Raw genomic sequence first — 24773 nt, 5'->3', positions numbered from 1 at the left:
AGGGGTTCGGTGCCGCCCGTTGATTACACCGTGTATCAACAGTAATTCCCCAACAGCCGTATATCTTCACCAGACGCCTTTCTACAGTGGCCGACGCACCGCGTTCTTCCCTGCCAAGAGTGATCCTTCATGCCCCACGATTTGAGTCATCTTGATGCCGCGCTCGCCACCTACCCACGGGTGGCCCTGCTCGAAGGCCCGACACCGATCCAGAAACTGCAGCGACTGAGCCGACTTCCCGAGTTGAACGGCTGCAATATCTACGTCAAGCGCGACGACCTGACTGGCCTGGGCGGTGGCGGCAACAAGCTGCGCAAACTCGAATTCCTGCTGGGCGAAGCGCTGGCCGCCGGTGCCGACACCCTGGTGACCTGGGGTGGTTTTCAATCCAACCATGCCCGCCTGACCGCTGCCGTCGCTGCGCAACAAGGCCTGGCCTGCGAGCTGATCCTGACGCCGTCGGCCGTGCGCAGCGATGACGATTTCTGCCACAACGGCAACGTCGTGCTGGACGCGCTGTTCGGCGCAAGCATCCATCGCCTGCCGCGTGGCGTCGCACCGGATACATTCGCTGCCGAACGGGTCGACAGGCTCAAGCAACAAGGCCGCAAACCCTTCGTCATGCCGCTGGGCGGTTCCAGCCCCCGAGGCAGTCTGGGTTACGCCGCCTGCGCCGGCGAAATCCTGCGCCAGGCCGATACACTCGGCATCCGGTTCGAGCAAATCACCGTGCCCAACGGCAGCGCCGGGACCCACTCCGGCTTGCTGGCCGGTGTCACCCTCGCCCAGGCACCCACTACAATCCTCGGCTACTCCGTACTGGCCACCGAAGAACAGGCATCGGCCCTGACCGTGGAAAAAACCGGACAAGTCCTGCAACTGCTCTCCCCCTCCACCGCGCTGGCCGAAGCTTCGATCAAGGTCGATGGCAGCCAGCGCGGCGAGGCCTATGGCGCACCGACTGAAGCCATGCTGGAAGCCGTGCGCCTGCTCGCTTCCCAGGAAGGTTTGCTCACCGATCCGGTCTATGGCGGCAAGGCTTTTGCCGGTCTGCTGGCTGCGGTGCGTCGGGGGGATTTTCCGGCGGGAAGTAATCTGCTGTTTGTGATGACCGGTGGGTTGCCGGGGATTTTTGCCTATCGCAGTGCGTTTGACGGATAAGCCTGCCACTGTTGATCAGGCACAAAAAAAACCTCCCCGGCCACAAGACCGGGGAGGTTTTTTTACAACCGTTTCAAGCAATCAGTTCTGCGCCTTGCTCATTTTGGTGAACAGCTCGGTTGGTACTTTCTTGCCGTTGGAGATGTATTGGTTAGTGCGGAATTTGTAGACCTCGGCTTCGGAAAGGTAGCCGTCGCCGTTGGTGTCCATCGCCTTGAATTCCTCACCGCCCTGTGGCGCCACGGCCAGCAGTTCTTTCAGAGAAACGCGACCGTCGTGGTCGGCGTCGGTGCGGGCGAAGGACGCGTCGCCGCATTTGCCTTCACCGCATTTGCCTTCGCCGGCCTTGGTCACTTTGGCAGCGGCTTCGCCGGCACCGCACTTGCCTTCGCCGCACTTGCCTTCGCTGGTTTTTTCCGCCGAGGCCAGTTGATAGCCCTGCGGCAGCGCATCAGCGGCAAAGGCGGAGGCGCCGAGGTTCATGCTACCGGCCAGAGCGACTGCGATCAGGCCAAAACGGGTTTTGTTGGACATACGGGACATGGTTGTTTCTCCGATTACAGTGTGCGGTCAATCCGCTTGGGTCATTGCCACAAAGGCGATAAGCCGTGGTGCGAGTCGCATCTGCTTTCTCGCTAAGGCAGGGCTATTTGACTGCAACCGTGTATCCCGGATGTATCCGGTTCGAGGGGCATTTGTAAGCCAGTCTCCGAACAGCGGGTTGGGATACAGAGCGATACACAATCCCGTTTTTTTGGTGGCGAGGGGATTGGGAAATCGTCGCCAGGTCGGCGGGGTTTCGTAGCGGCCAAAAAAAAAGATCGCAGCCTGCGGCAGCTCCTACAGGGGCTGTCGTTGGCTGCGATCTTTTGGAATCTTGCTCGCTTGCGTTTATTCCCGGTCTTTCGTCGAGCGGATGAGATTGGTGCGTAATTTGACGATGGCTTTCTGCATTTGCTCGAAGTCATCGGGATCCAGCCCGGTCTGTGGAAAGCCGTCTTCTGTCAGGCCTTCGCGCAATTCGCGCCCTTCCTTTGTCAGACTGATACGCACCTGACGTTCATCTTCCGGGTCGCGCTGGCGCCGCACATACCCCATCCCCTCCAGCTTCTTGAGGATCGGCGTCAGGGTGTTGGATTCCAGGAACAGCTTTTCACCGAGGCTGCCAACGGTCTGGTTGTCTTCTTCCCAGAGCGCCACGAGGGTGATGTATTGCGTGTAGGTCAGGCCGAGCCGCTCGAGCATCGGCTTGTAGGCCTTGCCGAAGGCCAGGTTGGAGGAATAGACCGCAAAGCAGAGGAATTCAGAGAGCTTGAGGTCGAGGGCGGCGGGCTTCTTGGTCGATTTCATGAGCGTTCTCTGTGGCCAGAAACGAAGGGATTGCGAGGCACCGACTATACATCGCATGCGATCGTATCGGTAGTGCTCACTTTCTCCGTCGTTCATGAAAGAGCGCCGCCGGTTCACCCGGGATTCCCAGGTGAACCGGCGGCGTGTTGCATCAAGCGGTGATGACGTTGATGGCGACGTCGATGTTGCCGCGAGTGGCCTTGGAGTAAGGGCAGATCGCATCGGCCTTGTGTGCCAGTTCAGTCGCGACTTCGTTCGACAGGCCCGGCACGCTCAGGGTCAGTCGGGCCTGGAGGAAGTACTCCGCACCGGTCTGGCCAAGGTCCACTTTGATGTCGACAGCGGTATCGGCCGGCAGTGTCACCTTCAATTGTTGGGCGGCCAGCCCTACTGCGGCGATGTAGCAGGCCGACCAGGCTCCGGCGAACAGTTGCTCGGCTTTCGGATGAGGCTGCACGCCGCTGAACACGTGGGCCGGCGTGCTGCTGCCAGGCGAGGACAGCTCGATGTCGAGGCTGCCGTTGTGGCCGCGCGAGGTGTTGCCGGTGCTGCTGTGAGTGGTGTGGGTCTTGCCGCTGGCCAGTACTTTTTCGATCTTGCTCATGGTGATTTCCTCGGGTTTTCAGGGCTTACATACGTATGCGCTTATATCGCACGCGATGTTTTTGATAAAAATTCGCGGGTTACGCAGTGATTACATTCAGGGCAACGTCGATATTGCCGCGTGTAGCTTTGGAGTAAGGGCAGATGGAGTCGGCGATGTGCGCCAATTCGGTCGCGACGTCATGCGCCAGCCCTGGCACGTTCAGGGTCAGTCGGGCCTGGAGGAAGTACTCCGCACCGGTCTGGCCAAGGTCCACTTCAATGTCCACGGCCATGTTCGCCGGCAACACAATATTGCGCTCTTGAGCGACCAGGCCGACCGCGGCGGTGTAGCAGGCCGACCAGGCGCCAGCGAACAGTTGCTCGGCTTTCGGATGAGGTTGCACGCCGCTGAACACGTGGGCCGGCGTGCTGCTGCCAGGCGAAGACAGTTCGATGTCGAGATTGCCGTTGTGGCCACGCAAGGTGTTGCCGGCAGCGCTGTGGGTGGTGTGGGTTTTGCCGGTTACCAGGACTTTTTCGATCTTGCTCATGGGGGCTTCCTCTCAGTTCAATTTCTTATGCGATTTGATCGCATGCGATATTAGTGATTTAAAAAGTCGCTTATCAAGCCGCTGGGGCGGTGATCCAGTTATTGCCGTTGTGACCATCGAAAGCGTGATCGGTAAAGTGGAACAGGCTGTGGCTGCTTTCGGTGTTCATGACTGGATCTCCAAGCGTCAAGGGTTGCTTTCTTTTGATCGCCTTCGATTAGATCGCATGCGATGTACAGATACTCATCCAAACACCGAATGAAGTCAAAGATTATTTTTTAGTTGGGCGACGAGTGGTCGAAGATCAAAAAAAGATCGCAGCCAGCTGCAGGGTATGCAATCCCCGCAGAAACTGCCGTAGGCTGCGATCTTCAAAGCGACGTCCATTCAAAGTGGATCAGGCAGCGCACTGCGCCTGTCTCACTGCTGAACCGACGAACCGACGAACCTAGTTCTGCGCCTGAACCGGCGCACCTGGAGCGGTCGTTCCATTCCTGGCGGCATTTCGGGTCGCATTAGCAGTCGCTCGGGCCGCATCCCGGGCTGCATCCGCGTCTCTGCGAGCAGCGTCGCGCGTTGCATCGGCCGCAGCCCTTGCAGCATCCCGAGTGGCGTCTGCGTTCGGATCGCCGGCCGCTCTTGCAGCAGCCCTGGCGGCGTCCGCATCGGCCCGGGCGGCATCGCGAGCAGCATCCGCATCAGCGCGGGCTGCGTCGCGGGCGGCATCCGCATCGTTTCTCGCAGCGTTTCTGTCGCGATCGTTGTCATCATTGGCATCGTTGTCACGGGCATTGCCCGGGCCTCTGTTGCCGACTGCGCCGCCATTGTCATCGTTGGCATCGTTGTCACGGGCATTGCCCCGGCCCCTGTTGCCGGCTACGCCGCCATTGTCATCATTGGCATCGTGGTCACGGGCATTGCCCTGGCCTCTGTTGCCAGCCACGCCGCCATGATCATCGCCGTGGCCCTGGCCGGCATGACCGCCACCGTCTCCATGACCGCCATTGCCCGCGCCGGCACCACCAGCACCACCGCCACCGTTGCCAGCACCAGCGCCGCCACCGCCGCCATTGCCGCCATTGCCGCCACCGTTGCCGCCTCCGCCGTCACCATGGCCACCGCCACCGTTACCGGAACCGCCACCGCCGCCTCCATGGCCACCACCACCGTTACCTGAGCCACCGCCACCGCCGTGACCGCCTCCACCACCGCCTCCCCCGCCACTACCGCCATCTCTGGCGTATGCGCTGGAGAAACCACTGATGTAATCCGGTACCAGGACCGTGGATGCCGACAACACGCCGCCAATGGCCAGCGCCAATAAACATTTGTTGATATGCATGCTGCACCTCCGCTTGGAGCCGCGTAGTCATGTCCGTATCGAACGCAATATCCAGTGAGTTTCCAGCCGCAAAAAGTGCGACCAGCCAACCGGCACGGCCATCAATCTGCAGCGCTGACGAGCCACTGCGGTTACCGCACGATCCATCATAGCCAGTTAGCGTATTTGCGTGGGAAATTTTCCCACATTTTCTATAGAGCGGCACTTTCAACCCAAGTTCAACGGACGAATGGCAGGAATTCGAACAAGCAGCTGATTCGAAAACCGCCCGTCTCCCGCCTTTCGCATCTGCGCTGGCTCTACTACGGTGGTTACATCACTTTTTCCGGATTCAGGGGCACAGGGCATGTTCAAGATTCTTTTTTTGATCTTCTCCGGCTTGGTTCTGTACGCCGGCCAGGTGGCGGCAGACAGCCTCAAAATCAGCGTGATCGGCGCCGGCAAGGTTGGCGGCACGCTCGGCACGCTTTGGGTCAAGGCCGGGCATTCGGTGATGTTTTCATCACGCCACCCCGAGGAGCTGACGGAGCTGGTCAAGAATGCCGGTCCCAACGCACAGGCCGGCACGGTCGGCGATGCCGCGAAATGGGGCGATGTGATCGTGCTGAGCGTGCCCTACGGCGCCATGCCGGCGCTGTCGGAACAGCTCAAGGGCCAGTTGAATGGCAAGGTGGTGTTCAGCACCAGCAATCCCTTTACCGGGCGTGACGGCGATATCGGGCGCAAGGCGCTGGAGACGGGCGTTTCCCTGGCCGACCAGCAGTACCTGCCCGGCGTGCATCTGGTACGGGGCTTCAATGCCATTGGTTTCCAATCCATGAAAGATCAGTCCGGCCAGGGCAAGGCGATTCCGGTTTTCGCCGACGACGCCCAGGCCCGTGAGATGGGTGCCCGGCTGGTGCGCGATGCCGGTTTCATCCCGGTACCCTTCCCGTTGTCGCGAGCCGTTGAAGGCTTGCCGGGTGGTCCGTTGAGTGGCGCCTGGAAAGAGGCCGATCTCAAGCAAAAATAAGGCAACTAATGCCTGCTCCTTAACCGAAGAAATGGAGTTTTCCTCATGACAGAAGAGGCAAAAGTCAAAGGCCCCGCATCGTATTTCCCCTCGATCGAAAAGAAGTACGGGCAGCCTGTCACTCATTGGCTGGACCTGCTCAATACCCTCGATGGCAAGAAGCACATGGAAATGGTCGCGGTGCTCAAAACCGAACACGGCATGGGCCATGGCCATGCCAATGCGTTGGTGGCGCATCATTTGGCTTCCACCGCCAAGAGCTGAACCCTCACACTTACAACCAATGGTTGAAGCTGTCACAAAGGCATGGGGGGTACTGACCGTGGACGGCGCGGACTACATTGGCGCCATCCTTCCAATTCCTGTCGCGAGCATCCCATGAAAAAAATCGGCTTCCTGTCCTTCGGGCACTGGACTCCTTCCCCGCACTCGCAAACCCGCTCGGCGGCCGATGTGCTGTTGCAATCCATCGATCTGGCCATCGCGGCAGAGGAACTGGGCGCCGACGGGGCGTTTTTCCGCGTCCATCATTTCGCCCGGCAACTGGCGTCGCCCTTCCCCTTGCTGGCGGCCGTCGGGGCAAAAACCAGCCGGATTGAAATCGGTACCGGGGTCATCGACATGCGCTACGAGAACCCCTACTACATGGTCGAAGACGCCAGCGCGGCGGACCTGATCGCCGGAGGGCGATTGCAACTGGGCATCAGCCGCGGCTCTGGCGAGCGGGTCATCGACGGCTGGCGCCATTTTGGCTATGCGCCGAAGGAAGGCGAGACCCATGCCGACCTGGCCCGACGTCACACCGAAGTGTTTTATGCACTACTGCGTGGCAAGGGCTTCGCCGAGCCGAACCCGCGCCCCATGTTTGCCAACCCGCCAGGCTTGCTGCGACTTGAGCCACACGCCGAAGTCCTTCGCGACCGGATCTGGTGGGGTTCAGGCTCCGTCGCGACGGCGGTGTGGGCGGCGCAAATGGGCATGAACCTGCAGACGTCGACGCTGAAGGTCGATGAAAACGGCCGCCCCTTGCACATCCAGCAAGCCGAACAGATTCACGCTTTTCACGAGGCCTGGAAACAGGCCGGGCATACCCGGCAGCCGCGTACGTCGGTGAGCCGCAGCATCTTCGCGATCACCAATGACATGGACCGCCTGTACTTCGGTCGAGACGGCCAGAACGAGGACACCATCGGCTTCCTCGACGGTGACATCCAGACGATCTTCGGCCGGAATTACGCGGCAGAACCCGATGCCCTGATCGAAGCACTCGCCAAAGATGAAGCCATTGCCGCAGCCGATACCCTGCTGCTGACAATCCCCAACCAACTGGGCGTGGACTATTGCGCGCATGTCATCGAATCCATCCTCAAGCACGTCGCCCCGGCCCTCGGCTAGCGCTGAGGTGTTCCCCGACCGCACAGGAGACTGAGCATGACCGGTATCAAAGACGTTGGGTTTCTCGGCTTCGATGTCTTTGGCACCGTGGTCGACTGGCGAACCAGCATTGCGCGGCAGTCCGCGCTGTATCTACAGCGACTTGCCTTGCAGATCGACCCGCTGGATTTCGCCAATGAATGGCGCTCGCTCTACCAACCCTCAATGCAACGCGTGCGCAGCGGCGAACGTCCGTTTGTGACGCTGGACGTTTTGAACCGAGAGAATCTGGAGGCGTTGCTGATCCAGCACGGCATCGAGGCCGGGCGACTTCAGGAAATGGATATCGCCGCCTGGAGCGCCGCCTGGGAGAAGCTCGATCCATGGCCTGATTCCGTCGAAGGCCTCACACGCTTGAAACGACGCTTCGCCATCGGCCCGATCTCCAACGGCCACATCGCCGGGATGATGAACCTGGCCCGCTACGGCGGCCTGCCCTGGGATGTCATCACCGGCGCGGGACTGGCCCGCGCCTACAAGCCGCAGCCAGAGGTGTATTTGCGATCGGCCGAAGCCGTGGGATTGCCAGCGCATCGGGTGGCCATGGTCGCGGCACACAATGACGATCTGGTCGCGGCAAGCGCTTGCGGATTTCACACAGTGTTCATCCGGCGCCCCACGGAATACGGTCCGGAACAGACAACGGACCTGCAGCCCACTCAAGACTGGGACGTCGTTGTGGATTCCCTGAGCGAATTGGCCTCGCTGCTCGACTGCTGACGGTAAAAAATCGCCTCCTTCATCGGCTCCTGCACTGTCCTTGATCAAAAAGACGACCTCTTTAACCACCACAACTACATTAAATGCTGGGCAGCGGCTGCACGCTACTTGCCGGCAGTGAACAGCCAAACCCAGACACTGACAACGAACCCGGCCCACCCACTGTGGTCACTACCATTGATGGCATCGTGCTGCACGCCAGCGCCTTGCTTTCAACTCGTAAACTTCAGGAGTACGCAAATGACTCAATCGATGCGATTTTTCATTTCGATCTTCCTCGCCGCTGCCGCCCTGGCCTCGGCGAGCCTGTTGAACACGGCGGGCGCGGCGACCGCCGAAGACCTCAATGCCGACTCTCGCCAAGCGTTGCAAGCGCTGTACAAGAGCCATCCGGTCGCTGAATCGATCTCCCATAAAGCCAAGGCCGTGCTGGTCTTCCCGAATATCGTCAAGGCCGGCCTGGTGTTCGGCGGCAGTTATGGCGAAGGCGTGCTGATGAAAGGCACGAAGGTCGAGGACTATTACAACTCCGTCAGCGGGTCGTGGGGGCTGCAGGCAGGCGCACAATCCTATGGTTATGCGGTGTTTCTGATGAGCGACAAGGCGCTCAAGTACCTGACTGAATCCAAAGGTTGGGAGATCGGCGTGGGGCCAACGGTGGTGGTGGTCGATGAAGGGGCGGCGAAGAACCTGTCCAGCTCGACGCTCAAGGACGACGCCTACGCGTTCATCTTCGACCAGCAGGGGTTGATGGCGGGCATCAGTATCGAAGGCGCGAAGATTTCCAAGATCAAGCGGTGAAGCCGAATGAAAAAGATCGCAGCCTGGCTCCTACAACCGCAGGCTGCGATCCTTTGCTTCAGCGGGCCGGCTAATTCTGCTGCCGACCGCCCCGGATATTGCCGGCAACGCCGCCGGCAACCGCGCCGATCGCCGCGCCCGTCCAGCCACTGCCACCGGCAATCGCGGCAATGCCAGCGCCAGCCGCAGCACCGATGGCCGCACCGCTCAAGGTCCCCTGCTGCTTGGAGGACATCGAGGTGCAACCGAACATGCTGGCTGCGGTGAGGACTGCGGCAAACAATAGAACCTTCTTCATGTTCCCCTCCGCTACTTGTTCTGTTTCAGGCCGGGTACCACCATCTCGAACCAGATGGTCTCCAGGACAGGGCGTTTCACTCGGTCGGGGTTGGCGGCGTACCACTGGTTGAGCCTTTCGCGCACGGTGTCGAGCGTCTGGCCCTTCAAGCCCCTGCCGAAACGTGGAATCAGGCTCTGCTCATCGGTCGGAGGCTTGGCTGCATGGTAGGCAGCCTCGACCTCGAAGGCGTTGGCAATGCCAATGAGATAGACCTTCTTGAGCTGCTCCGTCGACTGCATCCACTGCTCGCCGGTGATCATGGCAACCGGTTCGGCGCGAGCAATGCCCGATGCCGCCACCAGGGTCACCCATGCCACCAACAACAACCTGCACCATCGCAATACACTCATCGCCTTCCCTCCTCGCCAGGTTGAACCTCGACGCCTGCCGCTCGTTGCTTCGCCTCGTCGGGCGTAGGGTCAAGTCTAGATTCCTGTAGGAAAAGACCACGTCGTCTTTCGCGATATCGACATAACGAATTACGCATAACGAACATGCTCTTCACGACATGGGCGCGACCGGCCCGGTTCTCTAGCATGGGCCCCGTACTTCTCCGGTATCACTCCCCTGTCAAAGGAGCACTGAAATGTCCACGGCCGCCATCGCCTGCCAGACCGTTACCTGGAACCCGATCACCAAATCCAGCACCTTCACCGCAGAGGATCGCCAGATTCTCAGCCAGCACTGGCACCCCGTCGCCTTTTCGGCGGACGTAACCAACAAGCCCTATGCCGTCACCCTGCTGGACGAACCCGTGGTGCTCTACCGTGCCGGCGGCAAGCTGAACGCCGCCCGCGATATCTGCAGCCATCGCGGCGCGCCCCTGAGCAAGGGTTGGGTTCAGGGCGAGAACATCATCTGTCCTTATCACGGCCTGCATTTCGGCACCGATGGCCGCTGCACGCGCATCCCGTCGGAGCCCAATGCCAACCTCACCGAGCGCCATCGCATCCAAGTGTACTCGACCCGCGAAGACTTCGGGATGATCTGGGTCCTGATGTCCGGCACCAGCGCGCCCTTCGCGCAGATGCCGTCCTGGCATGATGACGATTACCAGCAAATCCTGCCGCCATCGATCGACATCGCCGCCTCGGCCGGGCGTCAGGTGGAAGGCTTTATCGACGTCGCCCACTTCGCCTGGATTCACCACGAAGCCTTTGCCGAGCGCGACAACCCGGTGGTGCCCACCTACAAGGCCGAAGTCACACCGTACGGGGTGCACGCCGAATACGTCAGCAGCGTCAGCAATTTCCCCAAGAGCCTGCAACATCGCGCTCCGGAAGGTTTTCTGTGGAGCCGCACCTTCGATGTCTTTGCGCCGTTCACCGCTCGTTTGACCGTCAACTTCCCCGATCCCGAGCACCGCCTGGTAATCCTGAACGCGGCCAGCCCTATCTCGGCGCGCAAGACCCGAATGTTCTGCGCCATCACCCGCAATTTCGACAAAGAGCTGCCGCTGGATGACGTGTACGCCTTCAACCAGCAGGTGTTCGAAGAGGACCGCGACATTGTCGAACTGTGCCGTCCGGAAGACCTGCCGCTGGATCTTTCGCTGGAAATCCACATTCCCGCCGATCGCTCCTCCACCGCCTATCGCCGCGCCTTGAAAGCACTGGGCCTGGGTCGCGCCTTCACCAGCTGATGCCCTGCCTGCCAACCGATTGATGGGAGTCACGATCATGTTCAAGTGGGAATGTCTTGTATGCGGCTTCATTTACGATGAAGCGGCCGGTATACCGCAGGACGGCATCGCGCCGGGGACCCGTTGGGAGGACGTGCCGGACGACTGGTATTGCCCGGAATGCGGGGTCGGCAAGGCTGATTTCGACATGCGCAGAATGGCGGAGGATGAAGTGGCCGCGCTGCCACCGGCGCAGCCTGATCCGGTGATTATTCTGGGGTCGGGGCTGGCCGGTTACACCGTGGCCCGCGAGCTGCGCAAGCTGGACACCCGCGTGCCGATCATGATCGTGACCCGCGATGGCGGTGAGTTTTACTCCAAGCCCGCACTGTCCAATGCCTTCCAGACCGGGCGCCTGCCAGATCAACTGATCACCTCCAGCGCCGAACAGATGGCGGCGCAACTGCAAGCACAGATCAAGACCCACACCTCGATCGAGCGGATCGACACCGACGCGCAACAGGTCTACATCGATGGCCAGCCACATCCCTACAGTGCGCTGGTGCTGGCCTTGGGCGCCGATGCTCGGCGCCCTGCCCTGCAAGGCGACGGGGTGGACGCCATCATTACCGTCAACGACCTTGCGGACTACCGATCCTTTCGCCAGCAGATCGGCGTTGAAAGTCGCATCGCCATCCTGGGTGCCGGGCTGATCGGCTGCGAGTTCGCCAACGACCTGCGCCATGCCGGTCATGACGTGTGGGTCACCGACCGCGCCACCTGGCCACTGAGTCGCCTGCTGCCGGTGGAGGCTGGCGAGGAAATGGCCAATGCCCTTCAGTCCATTGGTGTACGCCTGGAACTGGGCAATGCCCCGGTTGCGGTGCAGCGTATTGGTGAGCGACTGCACCTGCAAATGGCCGATGGCCAAGCGCTCGAAGTGGACTACGTGCTGTGCGCCATCGGCCTGGAACCGCGGGTCGATCTGGCGCGTGCGGCGGGTATTTCGGTGTCCAGCGGGATCATCACCGACGCCTGCCTGCGGGCTAGTGCCAGCAACGTCTACGCTTTGGGCGATTGCGCGCAAGTCCATGACCTGGTGCTGCCTTATGTCATGCCGATCATGCTGCAGGCCCGCGCCCTGGCTCGAACACTGGCGGGCCAACCGACCCCGGTTGCCTACCCCGCCATGCCGGTGACCATCAAGACCAGCGTCCTGCCCACCATCGTGGCCTCGCCGATGGACAGCGAAGGGCTGTGGTCCACCGAGCGAGTGGGTCGCTGTGACAAAGGCATTGCCAATGTGAAGTCGCTCTATTACGACCAACAGCAGCGGATGTCGGGCTTCGTGCTGATGGGGGCAGCGACGCAGGAAAAATCCGAACTGCTGAAAACACTGCCGGACTGGCGCTAGCCGAGCCTTGCATGGACGCATTCGGACATAGCGCTATATGATCTTTTATATAGCGTTATGACTCATCAAAACCGAGGCTGCTGTGCCCAACTCCCTGCCCAATTTCGATGTCCAGCTGATGCGGACCCTGCAAACCCTGCTGAGCGAATGCAGCGTTTCGCGCACGGCCGAATTGCTGGGGCAAACCCAGCCGGCGATCAGCGTCGCCCTGCGCCGGTTGCGCGAATTGACCGGCGACCAATTACTCGTGCGCAGCGGCAGCCGCATGGTGTTGACCGCCCACGGCCAGACCTTGATCGAACCGGTCGCGCAGGCGCTGGAGGGGATTGATCAAATCCTGCACCCTCTCGACCGCTTCGATCCCGCCACTACCCGCCAGACCTTTCGCATCAGCACGCCGGATTACCTGAGCGTGTTCTTCGTGCCTGCCATCATCGAACGCTTCCATGCGCAGGCGCCCTTGGCCACGCTGGAATTGACCCACCTGCAAGCCGAGGGTGGCTACTCCCGTGGCCTGGAAGACGGTTATCTGGATCTGGTGATCGGCAACTGGAACACGCCGGCCGAACATCTGCACCTGCAACCCCTGTGCGACGACGACCTGGTGTGCCTGATGCGCGAAGAACACCCCATCCGGCCCGGCGGCCTGACACGGGAAGCCTATTCGGACGCCGACCATCTGGCCGTCATGACCCACAACGCGTCCGGGCAAGGCACCATCGGCGCCGAACTGGCCAAGAGTGGCCTGGCAAGAAGGGTGACCACGACCCTGCCCTACTTCTGCATCGCGCCCTACGTACTGGTCAAATCCAACCTGATCTTCACCACCACACGCTCGTTCGCCAAGCACTACACCGAGTTGCTGCCGCTGCGGATCGAAGCGTTTCCGGTGCCGGCGCAACCCTTGCGGTATTACCAGCTGTGGCATGCGCGAAAGCATCGGGCGCAGGCTTCGAAGTGGTTGCGGGGGTTGGTGTTGGATGCGGCGAGGGCGATTGCTCCGGGGTGATTTGTCAGTAAACGCAAAAGATCGCAGCCTGCGACAGCTCCTACAGGGGTACGCATTCCCATGTAGGAGCTGCCGCAGGCTGCGATCTTTTGGTTCCACCAGACCTTCCAGTGAGTATGACTACTTGAATTTCACCAGCACAAACGCAAGCGTTCCCCAAGCCAAAATGACAAATGTCAGAAGGACTTTTACCTGTAGCAAACGCTTCAAGTCTGCAGGAAAGTTACGGATATCCTCAGGATCAAGGTCTCCCGCGCGAAGCCCGGGACCGGGCCACGTCACCATGAACGTGATCTTTGCAACTAATAAAAGTCGATTTAACCAGCCGTTCTGCATCATCCCTGCGGCGCTGATTATGATTTGACGACTTCTATTCAGGGCCTGAAGAAGGCGAATCATGTGACAGCGACTCAGGTACAGGCTGTAAATGAAACTCACGTAACACAGCAAAATTGGGCCACCAACAACAATGATTGCGGCCCAAGGAGACCACGAGACGATGCTGATCATGGCTGCGTAGCTTCAAATATCTTTTCACCAATAAACTCTCCCCCCAAGCCACCAACTTCCGCCCCTCCGAATGTGCCAACTCCAACTACGGTCGCGACACAGACAGCGCCCCCAATACCTGTCGTAATACCAAGCGCGGCACAAATGATGGGGCTGGCGATGTACGCCAGTTCTCCTCCCAAATATCCCATACCTGTCGATCCCACGAACTTACTACCCTCAGTGAACTTGATTTTCTCGCAAGCAATTGCCGAGTCACCATTACAAACCGCCTGAACAGCCAGCATCGAAGAAACCCCACCAATCGCAATACCAATAAACCCGCCGGTCTGCATGTACTTCGCAGCCCGGCTAACCGCACTTACATGCGTGGAGTAACCCGGTATCTGCCCTACCCCGCCGGCCTTGTCCCAATGATGCACAAGGCTGCGGCTGGAAATGCCAAGGGCCGATTTCAGTTTGGGGTGATCACCGATAGTCGTCAGGCCACGCAACCGAGTGGAGTTCAGCAAGTGACTATCGAGTTGCGAAAGCAGGTGCCGACGATCGGCGAAGAATGAAGGGGATCGCAGGTGGCCGTGCTGTCGGTAATTGTCCTGATGCAGCCGCTCAATCTTTTGGAGGATGTCGCGCAGGCTGGCGATGTGTTTCTCCATCATCGCCGCGCTGACACCCAGCCAGGTCGACGTCTGGCCGGTGAAGCTGGCGATTTCCGCCGCGTGGCGGTGCATGAAATCGGCTTCGTCTGGCGTCAGGGGATCGAGGGCTGTCTTGACCTCTTGTGCGGCCTGCATCAGCAGCGCTTCCTGATAAGTGCAAGAGGCGTTGTTCGGATCGCCGAGCACGATCAGCGAACCGGCCTTGAGATCGTCCTTCCCTGGATTAAGTACCCGAAACTTGCGCAGCACGACGGCATCGGGCGTGGAGAACAACGTCGCCTCCAGGGCTTTGCGGGTCATGCTTCTGGGCACGACGTAGAAGCCCGGTTCCTGAGGTTCTGGTCGGGCGAATATCGCAGATGCGGGAGCGTTCGAAGAGGCGAAAGCGGAATGACGTGGCACTGCCGGTTGACTGGTTGCAGAACCGGAGACTGATTGCGCAGCGCTCCTGCCCGCTCGCGGTGCGGAGTTAGCGCTTTGATAGGTGGCCCCAAACACCGAGGGGATCAATCGGGCCCTGCACGGACAATCGCTATAGCTGTCCAGCGTGCCTGCCACGGCCTTGCCATGACTGATCATGTAGGAAATTCCACCGACGATCTTGTAAGTCTTGCCATCCTTGCCGCAGGTAACTCGATCACCTTCGCGGGCATGGGCGATGCCGAACATCATGACGCCCGTATGACCATCCAGAACCTCGCCGCCACAGGTGGTCTTGTCATGCAGGCCAATGAAATGCCCTTCGTTCATTGGTGTTCCTCCTGCTTGGCGGAAGAAAGAAAATCCTCAGCCATCGAAACACCTTCACGCCCGACCAATAAACACCCGCCTTGCAATGTGTTGATGATCTCGTCGCCATTGCAAAGCAGGCTGCCGACCAGCGCGACATGATCAAAGTCTTGACCCGCGCCCGTGACGATCTGCGCCGTACGCCCGTCGGGGTAGGTGACGCTATCGCCCTTCTGTGCCGCACGTACTTTTTGGCCGTCTCCTGCCGTGAACACAAATGGCGATGTCGCTTGCTGAACTACTCCACCATCACGGGTTTGACTGCCTTCGGTTGCCAACCGGTAAATGGCTCGAGCGGGATGAGCAACTATGTAAGCTTGCTGCCGGCGAACAACTGCCAGAGTTTCATCGGAACAATTCTCAAGTCGCTCTTCCTTCAGGTGCGGTTCGTCCAGACGACGCAAATATGCAGGAGAGACTTCGTTGGTATAAAAGCTGTGCAGAGGTGCATTCATTTGCAGATCCTTATCCTTGTCGGTGTTGAATGGCTTCCCGCTTTTTTCCCTCGGTACCGGCACTGTGCCGGTGGGGTATCGGGGCGACGACGGATAAGACGACAGGACGCTTGCAGGCAGCAATCGCCAAACGCATGGTTCGGAAATTTCTACAAAGAAAAACATCCATTTCCTACACGACAATTCGGTCGATCAGTCGAAACCTTCAGCCAATTCCTGCTGACTTCTGCAATGTTGGAGCGAAGGGGCACCCAATCGCCAAGACCAATGGGTGCCCTCCTTTCAGCTACTCAACCGGGGCAATCTGATCCAGCACCCGATTGGCCGTGATCTCGGCCAGCATCACGCTGTTGGAGATGCCCAGCAGCGCATTGCGGTCGCTGCCGTCCAGATGATCAACCAACTGATGGACCATCACATCGATTGAGGCGAGGGTTTCGACCAGGTACGCCATCAGGTCTTCGGTTCTGGTTTCGGGGTTGACGCAGAACAGCGTGCCGGGTGTGCGCGGGGTGGCTTTGATGTCGGCGGTAGAGGGTGAATCAAAGGCGGAGTTGGGATCGGTGTTCGGGGGATTGGGTGAAGGCTTTTTCATAGGCTGGGTCCTGGATGGAGTGCCAACCCCTATTGCTGCTAAACGAAAGGGGTGGCAGCTGTACGCAGGTTAGCAGACCGGGGTACCCAGCAAATCCGGCGCGCCCGAAGGCGCCCTGCGCACAACTACCATCAAGCGCGGCAATGCCTACTGATGAGCTTGTGCACTTCACTGGAAGACCCCGGGCTGCTAAACCCGATCACTGATGTTCAGTGACCCGAATCAAGTTACCCAGCGACCCCAGGGCGCACAAGCCGGCGGATTCTGGCGTAGCGGTAGGCAAGCACGCAAGGTTTTGTAGCTTTCAGGAAGTGATCCGGAGGGAGCTTAAACATGCGCCGCAAAAGGCGTTTAAGCGCTGACAGAAACCTGCTTCATCCACCTGTAGGAGCGAGCCTGCTCGCGATGGACGTGAACGATAACGCGTGAAACCAGATACCCCGCGGCGTTCTCTGGTTTTTCGCGAGCGTGCTCGCTCCTACAGTTTGATCTGCGTCGAACACAAATTCTGTGTTCGCAAAAGATCTCCTGTGGGAGCGAGCCTGCTCGCGAAGGCGTCAGGTCAGCCAGCATGGGGGCTGGAAGTGCCGGCCCCATCGCGGGCAAGCCCGCTCCCACAGGGTTTTGGGTGTTTTCAGAACTCAGTTTCTGGCCGCCACCTTGTTACCCCCGGCATCCCACCCGCCTCCCAACGCTTTGTAGATCGCGACGATGGCCCGATACTGATCCGTCTCCCCCAACGCCTGCGCATCCTCGGCATTGAGCCGTTCACGTTGGGCATCGAGCAGCACCAGATAGTCCACCGCCCCTTCCTTGTATTGCGTCGCCGCCAGGTCCGCCGCCGCCCGGCTGGACTCGCTTTGCTTGATCAACGACAGCAACCGCTCCTGCCGTTTGCCGTAGTCACTGAATGCGTTCTCCGATTCTTCCAATGCCAGCAATACCTGCTGTTCATAGGTGGCCAAGGCGCCTTCGGCATCGGCGTCGGCACCACGAATCCGCGCACGTACGCTGCCCAGATCGAACGCCGCCCAGGTGATGCTCGGACCCAGGCTCCAGGCCTTGGCGGCGGCGGAACCGATTTGCGAACCGCGCCCGGCGGTGAAGCCGAGGAACCCGCTCAGGCTGACCCGGGGAAACAGCTCGGCGGTGGCCACGCCGACATCGGCGGTCGCGGCGGCCAGTCTGCGTTCAGCCGCCAATACATCCGGACGACGACGCAGCAGTTCGGCGGGATCACCAATCGGCAGCGCCTTGGAAATGGCCGGCAGATCCTTGGGACTCAGGGATACGCTCAATTGATCCGGACGCTCACCCAGCAAGGTCGCGATGCGGTTTTTCTGCCGAACCTGTTCCGCTTGCAGTTGCGGCACGCTGGCTTCGACAGCAGCCAGTCGTGCATCGGCACGCACCACATCAAGTTCATTACCGACACCGGCATCACGCAGGCTAACCGTCACGGCCCGCGAGTCGCTCTGGTTCTTGAGGTTGGCCACGGCGATTTTTTCCCGCAGTTGCGCGCCGCGCAGTTGCCCGTAGGCGTCCACCAGTTCGGCAATCATCGTCACCCGCAGTTGGTACAGATCCGCTGCCGCCGCGTCTTCCCGAGCGTCGCTCGATTCAAGCGCACGCTGGATGCGCCCGAACAGGTCAACTTCCCAGGCCATGTCCAGCCCCAGGTCATAGCGCTCGGTATTGACCCGGTGCTCGGTCTGGCCCGGCACCTGCGACTTGCCTTGCACGCTGCTGACGCGGCTGGTGACCACCGGCAGGTTGTCGTTGCTGATGTCATCACGAATCGCCCGGGCCGCTTTCCAGCGGGCGAAGGCCACGCGCAGGTCGCGGTTGCCTTCCAGGGATTTGCTCACCAACTGGTTCAGCGTCGGGTCGTCGAACTGCTGCCACCACACCGTTTCGAACCGCGTCTGATCGTAGTTTGCAGCTTTGGCATACACGCTGTTGGCCGGTGGCGTATCGGGGGTCTTGTAGTCCGGCCCTACGGTGCAGGCGGCCAAGGCAGCCACCAGAAGGCTGGGTAAAAACAACTTCAGAGCATTCATGGTTGCACCTCCAGGTTCAGTGCGCGGGCTTGTTTACGCGCTTGCTTGCGTTCGATGTAGCGGCGAATCAGGACGAAGAACACCGGTGTCAGCAACAGGCCGAAGAAGGTCACCCCGAGCATCCCGGAGAACACCGCGACACCCATGGCCCGACGCATTTCGGAACCGGCGCCGCTGGAGGTCACCAACGGGACCACGCCCATGACGAAAGCGAACGAGGTCATCAGGATCGGCCGCAGACGCATGCGGCAGGCCTCCAGCACGGCGTCCAACGGGGAGAAGCCCTGGTCCTGTTTGTCCTTGGCGAACTCGACGATCAGGATCGCGTTTTTGCACGCCAGGCCCACCAGTACGATCAGGCCGATCTGGGTGAAGATGTTGTTGTCGCCCTTGGAGATGATCACCCCGGCAATCGCCGACAGCAGCGTCATGGGCACAATCAGGATCACCGCCAGCGGCAGGCTCCAGCTTTCGTACAGCGCCGCCAGCACCAGGAACGCCAGCAACACGCAGAGCGGAAACACCAGCAGCGCCGTGTTGCCGGACAGGATCTGCTGATAGGTCAGGTCGGTCCATTCGTAGGTCATGCCGTTGGGCAATTCCTCTTTGAGCAACTTTTCAATTGCAGCCTGGGCCTGGCCGGAGCTGTAGCCGGGGGCGGCGGCACCGTTGATTTCCGCAGTGAGGAAACCGTTGTAGTGGGACACCCGGTCCGGTCCCGACGTCGGGCTGACCTTGACGAAGGTCGCCAGCGGAATCATCTCGCCGCGATCATTGCGCACCTTCAACTGGCCAATCTGCTCCGGCTCCTGACGGAACTGTTGCTCGGCCTGCACGTTGACCTGATAGGTGCGGCCAAACCGGTTGAAGTCGTTGGCGTACAGCGAGCCCAGGTAGACCTGCAAGGTGTCGAAAATATCGTTGATCTTCACCCCGTGGCTCTTGGCCTTTTCCCGGTCGATGGCGGCTTCGACTTGCGGCACGTTGACCGTGTAGCTGGTGAACACCCGGGCCAGTTCCGGCACGTTGCGGCTCTTGGCGATGATGTTCATCGTCTCTTTGTACAGCTCGTCGTAACCGAGGTTGCCCCGGTCCTCGATCTGCAGGCGGAAGCCGCCGATGGTGCCCAGGCCCTGGACCGGCGGTGGCGGGAACACCGCCGTGTACGCATCCTGGATCTCGCCAAACTTGGCGTTGAGCGAGGCGGAAATCGCCCCGGCGGACAGGCTCGGGTCCTTGCGCTCGTCGAACGGGCGCAGGCCGATGAAGGCGATGCCGGCGTTCGGGCTGTTGGTGAAACCGTTGATCGACAGCCCCGGGAACGCCACGGCGCTATCAAAGCCCGGCTCGTTCATGGCGATAGTGCTCATGCGCCGGATCACCGATTCGGTACGGTCCAGGCTCGCCGCATCCGGCAGTTGCGCGAAGGTCACCAGGTACTTCTTGTCCTGGGTCGGCACGAAGCCGGTCGGTGTGGTGCTGAAGCCCATGTAGGTCAAGGCGATCAGGCCGGCATAGAGCAGCAGGGCGACGCTGCTGCCGCGCACGATCTTGCCCACCGCCACCACGTAGCCAAGGCTGGCCTTTTCAAAGACCCGGTTGAACGGTTTGAACAACCAGCCGCCGAGCATCCGGTCCAGCACCTTGGAGAAACGGTCTTTCGGTGCGCCATGGGCCTTGAGCAACACCGCCGCCAGCGCCGGCGACAGGGTCAGCGAGTTGAAGGCCGAGATCACCGTCGAGATGGCAATGGTCAGGGCGAACTGCTTGTAGAACTGCCCGGTGAGCCCGGAGATGAACGCCGCCGGCACGAACACCGCGCACAGCACCAGCGCCGTGGCGATGATCGGCCCGGTCACTTCGCCCATGGCTTTCTTGGTCGCCTCGACCGGCTCCAGCCCGGACTCGATGTTCCGTTCGACGTTCTCCACCACCACGATCGCGTCGTCGACCACAATGCCGATCGCCAGCACCAGGCCAAACAGCGACAGCGCGTTGAGCGAAAACCCGAGCAGGTGCATCACGGCAAAGGTACCGATCAGCGACACCGGCACCGCCACCAGCGGAATGATCGAAGCGCGCCAGGTTTGCAGGAACAGGATCACCACCAGCACCACGAGGATCAGTGCTTCGAACAGCGTGTGCACCACCGCTTCAATCGAACTACGGACAAAGATGGTCGGGTCGTAGACGATCTCGTAGTCCATCCCTTCCGGGAAGCTCTTCTTCAGCTCGGCCATCTTCGCCCGCACCTGGTCGGACACGTCGATGGCATTGGCACCGGGGCGCTGGAAGATCGGCATGGCCACCGCTTCCTGGTTGTTGAGCATGGCGCGCAAGGCGTATTGGTTGGAGCCCAGTTCGATCCGGGCAATGTCCTTCAGGCGGGTGATTTCGCCGTTCGGGCCACTGCGGATGATCACGTTTTCAAACTCCTCCTCGGTGACCAGCCGTCCCTGGGAGTTGATCGACATTTGAAAGCTGGTGGCATTCGGTGCGGGCGGTGAGCCGAGCTGGCCGGCGGCGACCTGACGATTCTGCTCGCGCACAGCGTTGACCACGTCGGTGGCGGTGAGATTGCGCGAGGAGGTCTTCTCGGGATCGAGCCAGATCCGCAGCGAGTAATCGCCGATACCGAACATCTTCACCGTGCCGATACCTTCCAGGCGCGCCAGTTCGTCTTTGACGTTGAGGATCGCGTAGTTGGACAGGTAGAGCATGTCGTAGCGCTTGTCCGGCGACACCAGATGCACCAGCAGGGTCAATTCCGGCGACGCCTTGTCGACGGTGATGCCGATGCGCGTCACTTCCTCCGGCAGCTTCGGTTCGGTGCGAGTCACGCGGTTTTGCACCTGGACCTGGGCGTTATCCAGATCGGTGCCCAGGGCGAAGGTCACGGTGAGGGTCAAGCGACCGTCTGCGGTCGATTGCGAAGACATGTACAGCATGTTTTCGACGCCGGTGATCGCCTGCTCCAAGGGTGCGGCCACGGTTTCGCCGATCACCTTGGGGTTGGCTCCCGGATAGTTGGCCTGAACCACCACAGTCGGTGGCACCACTTCTGGGTATTCGCTGATCGGCAACTGGAACAGAGAGATGGCGCCGGCGATCAGGATCAGCAGCGACAGCACGGCGGCGAAGATCGGCCGGGTGATGAAGAACCGGGAAAAATTCATGGCGATGGGCCCTTATCCGCGAGGTGTGACGGCTGCATCGGTCTTCACCAGGGCTGGCGATTTACCGGATGCAGGAGATGGGCTTGCAGGTTGATTGCTGGCTTCGACCGCCTGGCGCTGACGGGTCAGGGCCGCGACGGTTTCCGGGTCGGCCATCGGCGCGTCCTGCGGGGCGACCACGGCGCCCGGGCGGACCCGTTGCAGGCCGTTGATGACGATGCGGTCTTGCTTGTTCAGGCCGCTGCGCACGATGCGAAGGCCTTCAAGTTTCGGCCCCAGTTCGACGTTGCGATAGACGGTCTTGTTGTCCTGATCGACCACCAGCACGAACTTCTTGCCCAGGTCGGTACCCACCGCCTCGTCCTTGATCAGCAGGCCCGCATAAGCTGCGCTGCCCACAAGTTTCAAGCGGGCATAGAGGCCCGGGGTGTATTGACCGTCGGCGTTATCGAACACCGCGCGGCCGCGAATGGTGCCGGTCTTCGGATTGACCCGGTTGTCGACGAAGTTCATCTGCCCCAGGTGCGTGTTGCCCTCCTCGTTCGACAGGCCCATGTACACCGGTGTGGTCTGGCTGCGCTGGCCCTGGCGGGCGAGCTGGCCGTATTTGAGGAACAGGCGCTCGTCGGCGTCGAAATAGGCGTAGACCTTGTCGGTGGAGACCACGCTGGTCAACGCCGTGGTGTCGGCGGTGACGATGTTGCCGGCGGTGATTTCGGCACGGCTGACGCGGCCGCTGATCGGTGCGGTGACCCGGGTGAAACTCAGGTTCAGGCGCGCCAGATCGAGCTGTGCCTGGATCGCATCGACACCGGCCTTGGCCTCCTGCGCGGTGGTGGTCCGGGTGTCGGCGAGTTCGGCGGAAATCGCGTTGCTGCCCAGCAGGCGTTGGCCGCGCTGCGCTTCGTTGGCGGTGCGCACCAGTGTCGCCCGGGCCTGTTGCAGTTGGGCTTCGAAGCGATGCACTTCGTGTTCGAACGGCCGCGGGTCGATCTGGAACAGCAGGTTGCCCTTCTTCACCAGCGCACCATCGGTAAAGGCCACTTGCTCGATCTGCCCCGACACCCGTGGACGGACCTCGACGGTTTCCGGCGCCTCCAGGCGGGCGGTGACTTCATCCCACTCGGTGATGGGCTGCTCAATCACCTTGGCCACCGTGACCTGTGGCGCACCGGGAGCATTGGCGGCGACCGGCGCACGATCGCACGCGGTGAGCATCGTGAGCGCCAGTGCGGCAATCGGATAACGAAAAGCTTTGAGTGACTGATCCATGGGTTGTGTCCGCCAGACGGTTTCAGGGGTTTGCGAAGGCTCGGCCTCGGGGGAGGCGTCGACGAATCGAACGGGGTGAACTTGGCTATTACTATTAATGATGATCATCATGTATACGGGCAAAAAAACAGGTCTGCCCTGCCCGAACCTGAGTGTTCGAGATTGCACCGCACACCGAATCCAGCGCCGGACCAAGGGTCTGGGCGATCGAGATCGCCCGTGGCGTGGGCTTCATCTCCCGCCCGGTGTGCTTGAACAGCGGATCGTTGAACAACACTCGCAACCGCCGCAGTGCACCGCTGACGGCCGGTTGGCCGAGCGAAAGCCTTCTGGCGGCTCGGGTGACGTTGCGCTCCTGGATGAGCGCCTCGAACACCACCAACAGATTCAGGTCGATACTGCGCAGGTCACTTCGGTTCATGACGTGTCCACCGGGTATTTGCGCTGACGATATATTACGACCATAATCATTACAAGATATTTGGCGACGACTTGCACCCGGCGAGGGCATCCAGCCCGAGGAGCATCTGATGAAAGTGACCAAAGAAAAGGCGGCGGAAAACAAAGAGGCGATCCTCACTGCCGCGTCCCGGCTGTATCGGGAAAAAGGCATCGACGGCATCGGCATCGGCGAGCTTTCACGCTCGGTGGGGCTGACCCATGGCGGGTTTTACGGGCAGTTTCCCGGGGGCAAGGAACAGTTGGCGTCGGAGGCTGTGGCCCGGACCTTCGAGAGCAACATTCGCAATTGGCAAAACGCCAAGTCGGTTCCCGAACTGGTGAAGCGTTATCTGACCCAGAAGCATCTGGAGAACTGGACCGAGGGCTGCGCGATCCCCGCCCTGGCCACCGACGTCGCCCGCACCGGCGGCAGCGTCAGCCAGTCCTTCACCCAGGGGATCGAACACTTCATTGAAATCCTGATGCCGTTGGTCGAAGGCGACAGTCAGGAGGAAAAGCTGCGGCAGGCGCAGCAGCTGATTGCATCGATTGCCGGCGCCATGCTGATTGCCCGGGCGGTGGACAAGCCTGAACTGGCGACGCAGTTCATGGCGTCGGTCGTTGATGCCTGGACGTCATGAAATTCCACTGTAGGAGCGAGCCTGCTCGCGATGGACGTTAACGAAAACGTGCACTGTCTGAATGAACGCGTTGTCTGGACGTTTATCGCGAGCAGGCTCGCTCCTACAGGGGGGGGTGTATCAATCGCGGAACTGCGTCAACTGCTGGCTCAGCGACCCGGCCTGATCCCGCAGCTTCACCGACTGATCGAGCAGGCTGCGAATCGCCTGGTCGTTCTGTTCGGAGATGCGGCTGACGCCCTGGATCGCCACCGACAGCTGCTCGCCCGTCGCCGCCTGGCTCTGGGTCTGGCGCGCCACTTCGCTGATGCGCGTCAGGATGTCCTGCGCATGCTGGCGAATCTGATCCACGCCCTCTGCCGAGGTGGTCAGTTGCACCACGCCTTGGCGCACCGCTTCGCCGACCTGCTGCACATTGGCCACGGTGTTGCGTACGTCCGAACCGATCGCACCGATCATCTCGCCGATCTCCCCGGTCGAACGGCTGGTGCGCTCGGCCAGTTGCCGCACTTCATCGGCCACGACCGCAAACCCGCGACCCTGCTCCCCTGCCCGCGCGGCTTCGATCGCCGCGTTCAGGGCCAGCAGGTTGGTCTGGTCGGCAATGCTGCGAATCACCGCAATGATCCCGGCAATCTGCTGCGAGCGCTTCTCCAGATCCCCCACGGCGCCGGCCACCACGTCCATGGTCTGGTCGATATGGGTGATGCCGGCCAGGGTCTGACTCATGTCGGTGGAGATGTTGGTGGTCAGCACTTCGGTATTGCGCGCCAGTTGCTCGACGTCTTCGGCTTGCTGGGACATCTCGGTCACCGAGTGCGCCAGCGCCGTCACG

Annotated in this window: 26 protein-coding genes and 1 pseudogene; 10 read left to right on the top strand and 17 right to left on the bottom strand. The window is 60.8% G+C overall.

Annotation, left to right across the window (positions count from 1 at the left end; genetic code table 11):
• Positions 1–129 precede the first annotated feature (129 nt).
• Positions 130–1161: a D-cysteine desulfhydrase family protein gene (locus tag DKY63_RS00835; RefSeq protein WP_110962341.1), complete on the top strand. Its 1032-nt coding sequence runs from the start codon at positions 130–132 to the stop codon at positions 1159–1161.
• Positions 1162–1242: 81 nt separating this feature from the next.
• On the opposite strand, the gene DKY63_RS00830 is transcribed toward DKY63_RS00835, so the two are convergent.
• From DKY63_RS00830 to DKY63_RS32050, 6 genes are all read right to left on the bottom strand, one after another.
• Positions 1243–1704 carry an HvfA family oxazolone/thioamide-modified RiPP metallophore gene (locus tag DKY63_RS00830; protein WP_110962340.1) on the bottom strand — a complete coding sequence of 154 codons (462 nt, stop codon included), beginning with the start codon at positions 1702–1704 and terminating at the stop codon, positions 1243–1245.
• 348 nt (positions 1705–2052) lie between these two features.
• On the bottom strand, positions 2053–2511 hold the full coding sequence (locus DKY63_RS00825; protein ID WP_110962339.1) for a MarR family winged helix-turn-helix transcriptional regulator: 459 nt from the start codon (positions 2509–2511) through the stop codon (positions 2053–2055).
• 151 nt (positions 2512–2662) lie between these two features.
• Positions 2663–3115 (bottom strand): Ohr family peroxiredoxin, encoded by a 453-nt coding sequence (locus tag DKY63_RS00820; protein WP_110962338.1) that lies wholly within the window; start codon positions 3113–3115, stop codon positions 2663–2665.
• Between the two features lie 79 nt (positions 3116–3194).
• Positions 3195–3647 (bottom strand): Ohr family peroxiredoxin, encoded by a 453-nt coding sequence (locus DKY63_RS00815; RefSeq protein ID WP_110962337.1) that lies wholly within the window; start codon positions 3645–3647, stop codon positions 3195–3197.
• A 420-nt stretch (positions 3648–4067) separates the two neighbouring features.
• Positions 4068–4415, bottom strand: coding sequence for a hypothetical protein (locus tag DKY63_RS00810; protein WP_162634823.1), 348 nt, complete (start codon positions 4413–4415; stop codon positions 4068–4070).
• Positions 4416–4523: 108 nt separating this feature from the next.
• Positions 4524–4907 carry a hypothetical protein gene (locus DKY63_RS32050; protein ID WP_162634821.1) on the bottom strand — a complete coding sequence of 128 codons (384 nt, stop codon included), beginning with the start codon at positions 4905–4907 and terminating at the stop codon, positions 4524–4526.
• A gap of 428 nt (positions 4908–5335) precedes the next feature.
• On the opposite strand from DKY63_RS32050, the gene DKY63_RS00800 reads away from it, so the two are divergent.
• The 5 genes from DKY63_RS00800 to DKY63_RS00780 all read left to right on the top strand — a co-directional run bounded on the left by DKY63_RS00800 (position 5336) and on the right by DKY63_RS00780 (position 8956).
• Positions 5336–6001 carry an NADPH-dependent F420 reductase gene (locus DKY63_RS00800; protein WP_110962334.1) on the top strand — a complete coding sequence of 222 codons (666 nt, stop codon included), beginning with the start codon at positions 5336–5338 and terminating at the stop codon, positions 5999–6001.
• A 45-nt stretch (positions 6002–6046) separates the two neighbouring features.
• A complete protein-coding gene (locus DKY63_RS00795; protein WP_110962333.1) occupies positions 6047–6265 on the top strand; it encodes a DUF4287 domain-containing protein in 219 nt (72 codons plus the stop codon).
• Between the two features lie 114 nt (positions 6266–6379).
• Positions 6380–7396, top strand: coding sequence for an LLM class flavin-dependent oxidoreductase (locus tag DKY63_RS00790; RefSeq protein ID WP_110962332.1), 1017 nt, complete (start codon positions 6380–6382; stop codon positions 7394–7396).
• A gap of 36 nt (positions 7397–7432) precedes the next feature.
• Positions 7433–8155: a haloacid dehalogenase type II gene (locus DKY63_RS00785; protein WP_110962331.1), complete on the top strand. Its 723-nt coding sequence runs from the start codon at positions 7433–7435 to the stop codon at positions 8153–8155.
• A 240-nt stretch (positions 8156–8395) separates the two neighbouring features.
• A complete protein-coding gene (locus DKY63_RS00780; RefSeq protein WP_110962330.1) occupies positions 8396–8956 on the top strand; it encodes a YSC84-related protein in 561 nt (186 codons plus the stop codon).
• A gap of 70 nt (positions 8957–9026) precedes the next feature.
• Here DKY63_RS00780 and DKY63_RS00775 read toward each other — a convergent pair whose 3' ends face one another.
• Positions 9027–9254, bottom strand: a complete 228-nt coding sequence (locus DKY63_RS00775; protein WP_110962329.1) for a YMGG-like glycine zipper-containing protein — start codon at positions 9252–9254, stop codon at positions 9027–9029.
• Between the two features lie 11 nt (positions 9255–9265).
• A complete protein-coding gene (locus tag DKY63_RS00770) occupies positions 9266–9646 on the bottom strand; it encodes a hypothetical protein (RefSeq protein ID WP_110962328.1) in 381 nt (126 codons plus the stop codon).
• Between the two features lie 236 nt (positions 9647–9882).
• Here DKY63_RS00770 and DKY63_RS00765 point away from each other — a divergent pair, with 236 nt between their 5' ends.
• The 3 genes from DKY63_RS00765 (at position 9883) to DKY63_RS00755 (ending at position 13340) form a co-directional block, all read left to right on the top strand.
• On the top strand, positions 9883–10938 hold the full coding sequence (locus DKY63_RS00765) for a Rieske 2Fe-2S domain-containing protein (RefSeq protein ID WP_110962327.1): 1056 nt from the start codon (positions 9883–9885) through the stop codon (positions 10936–10938).
• Between the two features lie 37 nt (positions 10939–10975).
• Positions 10976–12331, top strand: a complete 1356-nt coding sequence (locus DKY63_RS00760) for an FAD-dependent oxidoreductase (RefSeq protein WP_162634819.1) — start codon at positions 10976–10978, stop codon at positions 12329–12331.
• Positions 12332–12413: 82 nt separating this feature from the next.
• The gene (locus DKY63_RS00755) at positions 12414–13340 is read left to right on the top strand and encodes a LysR family transcriptional regulator (protein WP_204354285.1); all 927 of its coding nucleotides are present in this window, start codon (positions 12414–12416) and stop codon (positions 13338–13340) included.
• Positions 13341–13460: 120 nt separating this feature from the next.
• On the opposite strand, the gene DKY63_RS00750 is transcribed toward DKY63_RS00755, so the two are convergent.
• The 8 genes from DKY63_RS00750 to DKY63_RS00715 all read right to left on the bottom strand — a co-directional run bounded on the left by DKY63_RS00750 (position 13461) and on the right by DKY63_RS00715 (position 23277).
• A complete protein-coding gene (locus DKY63_RS00750) occupies positions 13461–13850 on the bottom strand; it encodes a hypothetical protein (RefSeq protein WP_110962325.1) in 390 nt (129 codons plus the stop codon).
• On the bottom strand, positions 13847–15259 hold the full coding sequence (locus DKY63_RS00745) for a PAAR domain-containing protein (protein WP_110962324.1): 1413 nt from the start codon (positions 15257–15259) through the stop codon (positions 13847–13849). Before DKY63_RS00745 ends, DKY63_RS00750 begins: the two co-directional genes overlap by 4 nt.
• A complete protein-coding gene (locus tag DKY63_RS00740; protein ID WP_110962323.1) occupies positions 15256–15753 on the bottom strand; it encodes a PAAR domain-containing protein in 498 nt (165 codons plus the stop codon). Before DKY63_RS00740 ends, DKY63_RS00745 begins: the two co-directional genes overlap by 4 nt.
• Before the next feature lie 286 nt (positions 15754–16039).
• Complete coding sequence (locus DKY63_RS00735) at positions 16040–16348, bottom strand: DUF6124 family protein (protein ID WP_110962322.1); 309 nt, start codon at positions 16346–16348, stop codon at positions 16040–16042.
• A 641-nt stretch (positions 16349–16989) separates the two neighbouring features.
• On the bottom strand, positions 16990–18408 hold the full coding sequence (locus DKY63_RS00730; RefSeq protein ID WP_110962321.1) for an efflux transporter outer membrane subunit: 1419 nt from the start codon (positions 18406–18408) through the stop codon (positions 16990–16992).
• A complete protein-coding gene (locus DKY63_RS00725; RefSeq protein WP_110962320.1) occupies positions 18405–21584 on the bottom strand; it encodes an efflux RND transporter permease subunit in 3180 nt (1059 codons plus the stop codon). The genes DKY63_RS00730 and DKY63_RS00725 overlap by 4 nt, the downstream gene beginning before the upstream one ends.
• Before the next feature lie 12 nt (positions 21585–21596).
• Positions 21597–22856 (bottom strand): multidrug efflux RND transporter periplasmic adaptor subunit MexE, encoded by a 1260-nt coding sequence (gene mexE, locus DKY63_RS00720; protein ID WP_110962319.1) that lies wholly within the window; start codon positions 22854–22856, stop codon positions 21597–21599.
• Positions 22857–22950: 94 nt separating this feature from the next.
• A complete protein-coding gene (locus DKY63_RS00715) occupies positions 22951–23277 on the bottom strand; it encodes a LysR family transcriptional regulator (RefSeq protein ID WP_110962318.1) in 327 nt (108 codons plus the stop codon).
• A 109-nt stretch (positions 23278–23386) separates the two neighbouring features.
• Here DKY63_RS00715 and DKY63_RS00710 point away from each other — a divergent pair, with 109 nt between their 5' ends.
• A complete protein-coding gene (locus DKY63_RS00710) occupies positions 23387–23938 on the top strand; it encodes a TetR/AcrR family transcriptional regulator (RefSeq protein ID WP_110962317.1) in 552 nt (183 codons plus the stop codon).
• A gap of 120 nt (positions 23939–24058) precedes the next feature.
• Here the strand turns inward: DKY63_RS00710 and DKY63_RS32985 are convergent.
• Positions 24059–24595 (bottom strand): annotated as a pseudogene (locus DKY63_RS32985) (methyl-accepting chemotaxis protein); the annotation flags it as partial.
• Positions 24596–24773 lie beyond the last annotated feature (178 nt).

Origin of the sequence: Pseudomonas putida, from assembly GCF_003228315.1 — a bacterium.
GTDB lineage: Bacteria > Pseudomonadota > Gammaproteobacteria > Pseudomonadales > Pseudomonadaceae > Aquipseudomonas > Aquipseudomonas putida_S.
The sequence above is the reverse complement of the archived record's forward strand: the minus strand, read 5'-3'. Positions and strand labels throughout refer to the sequence as shown.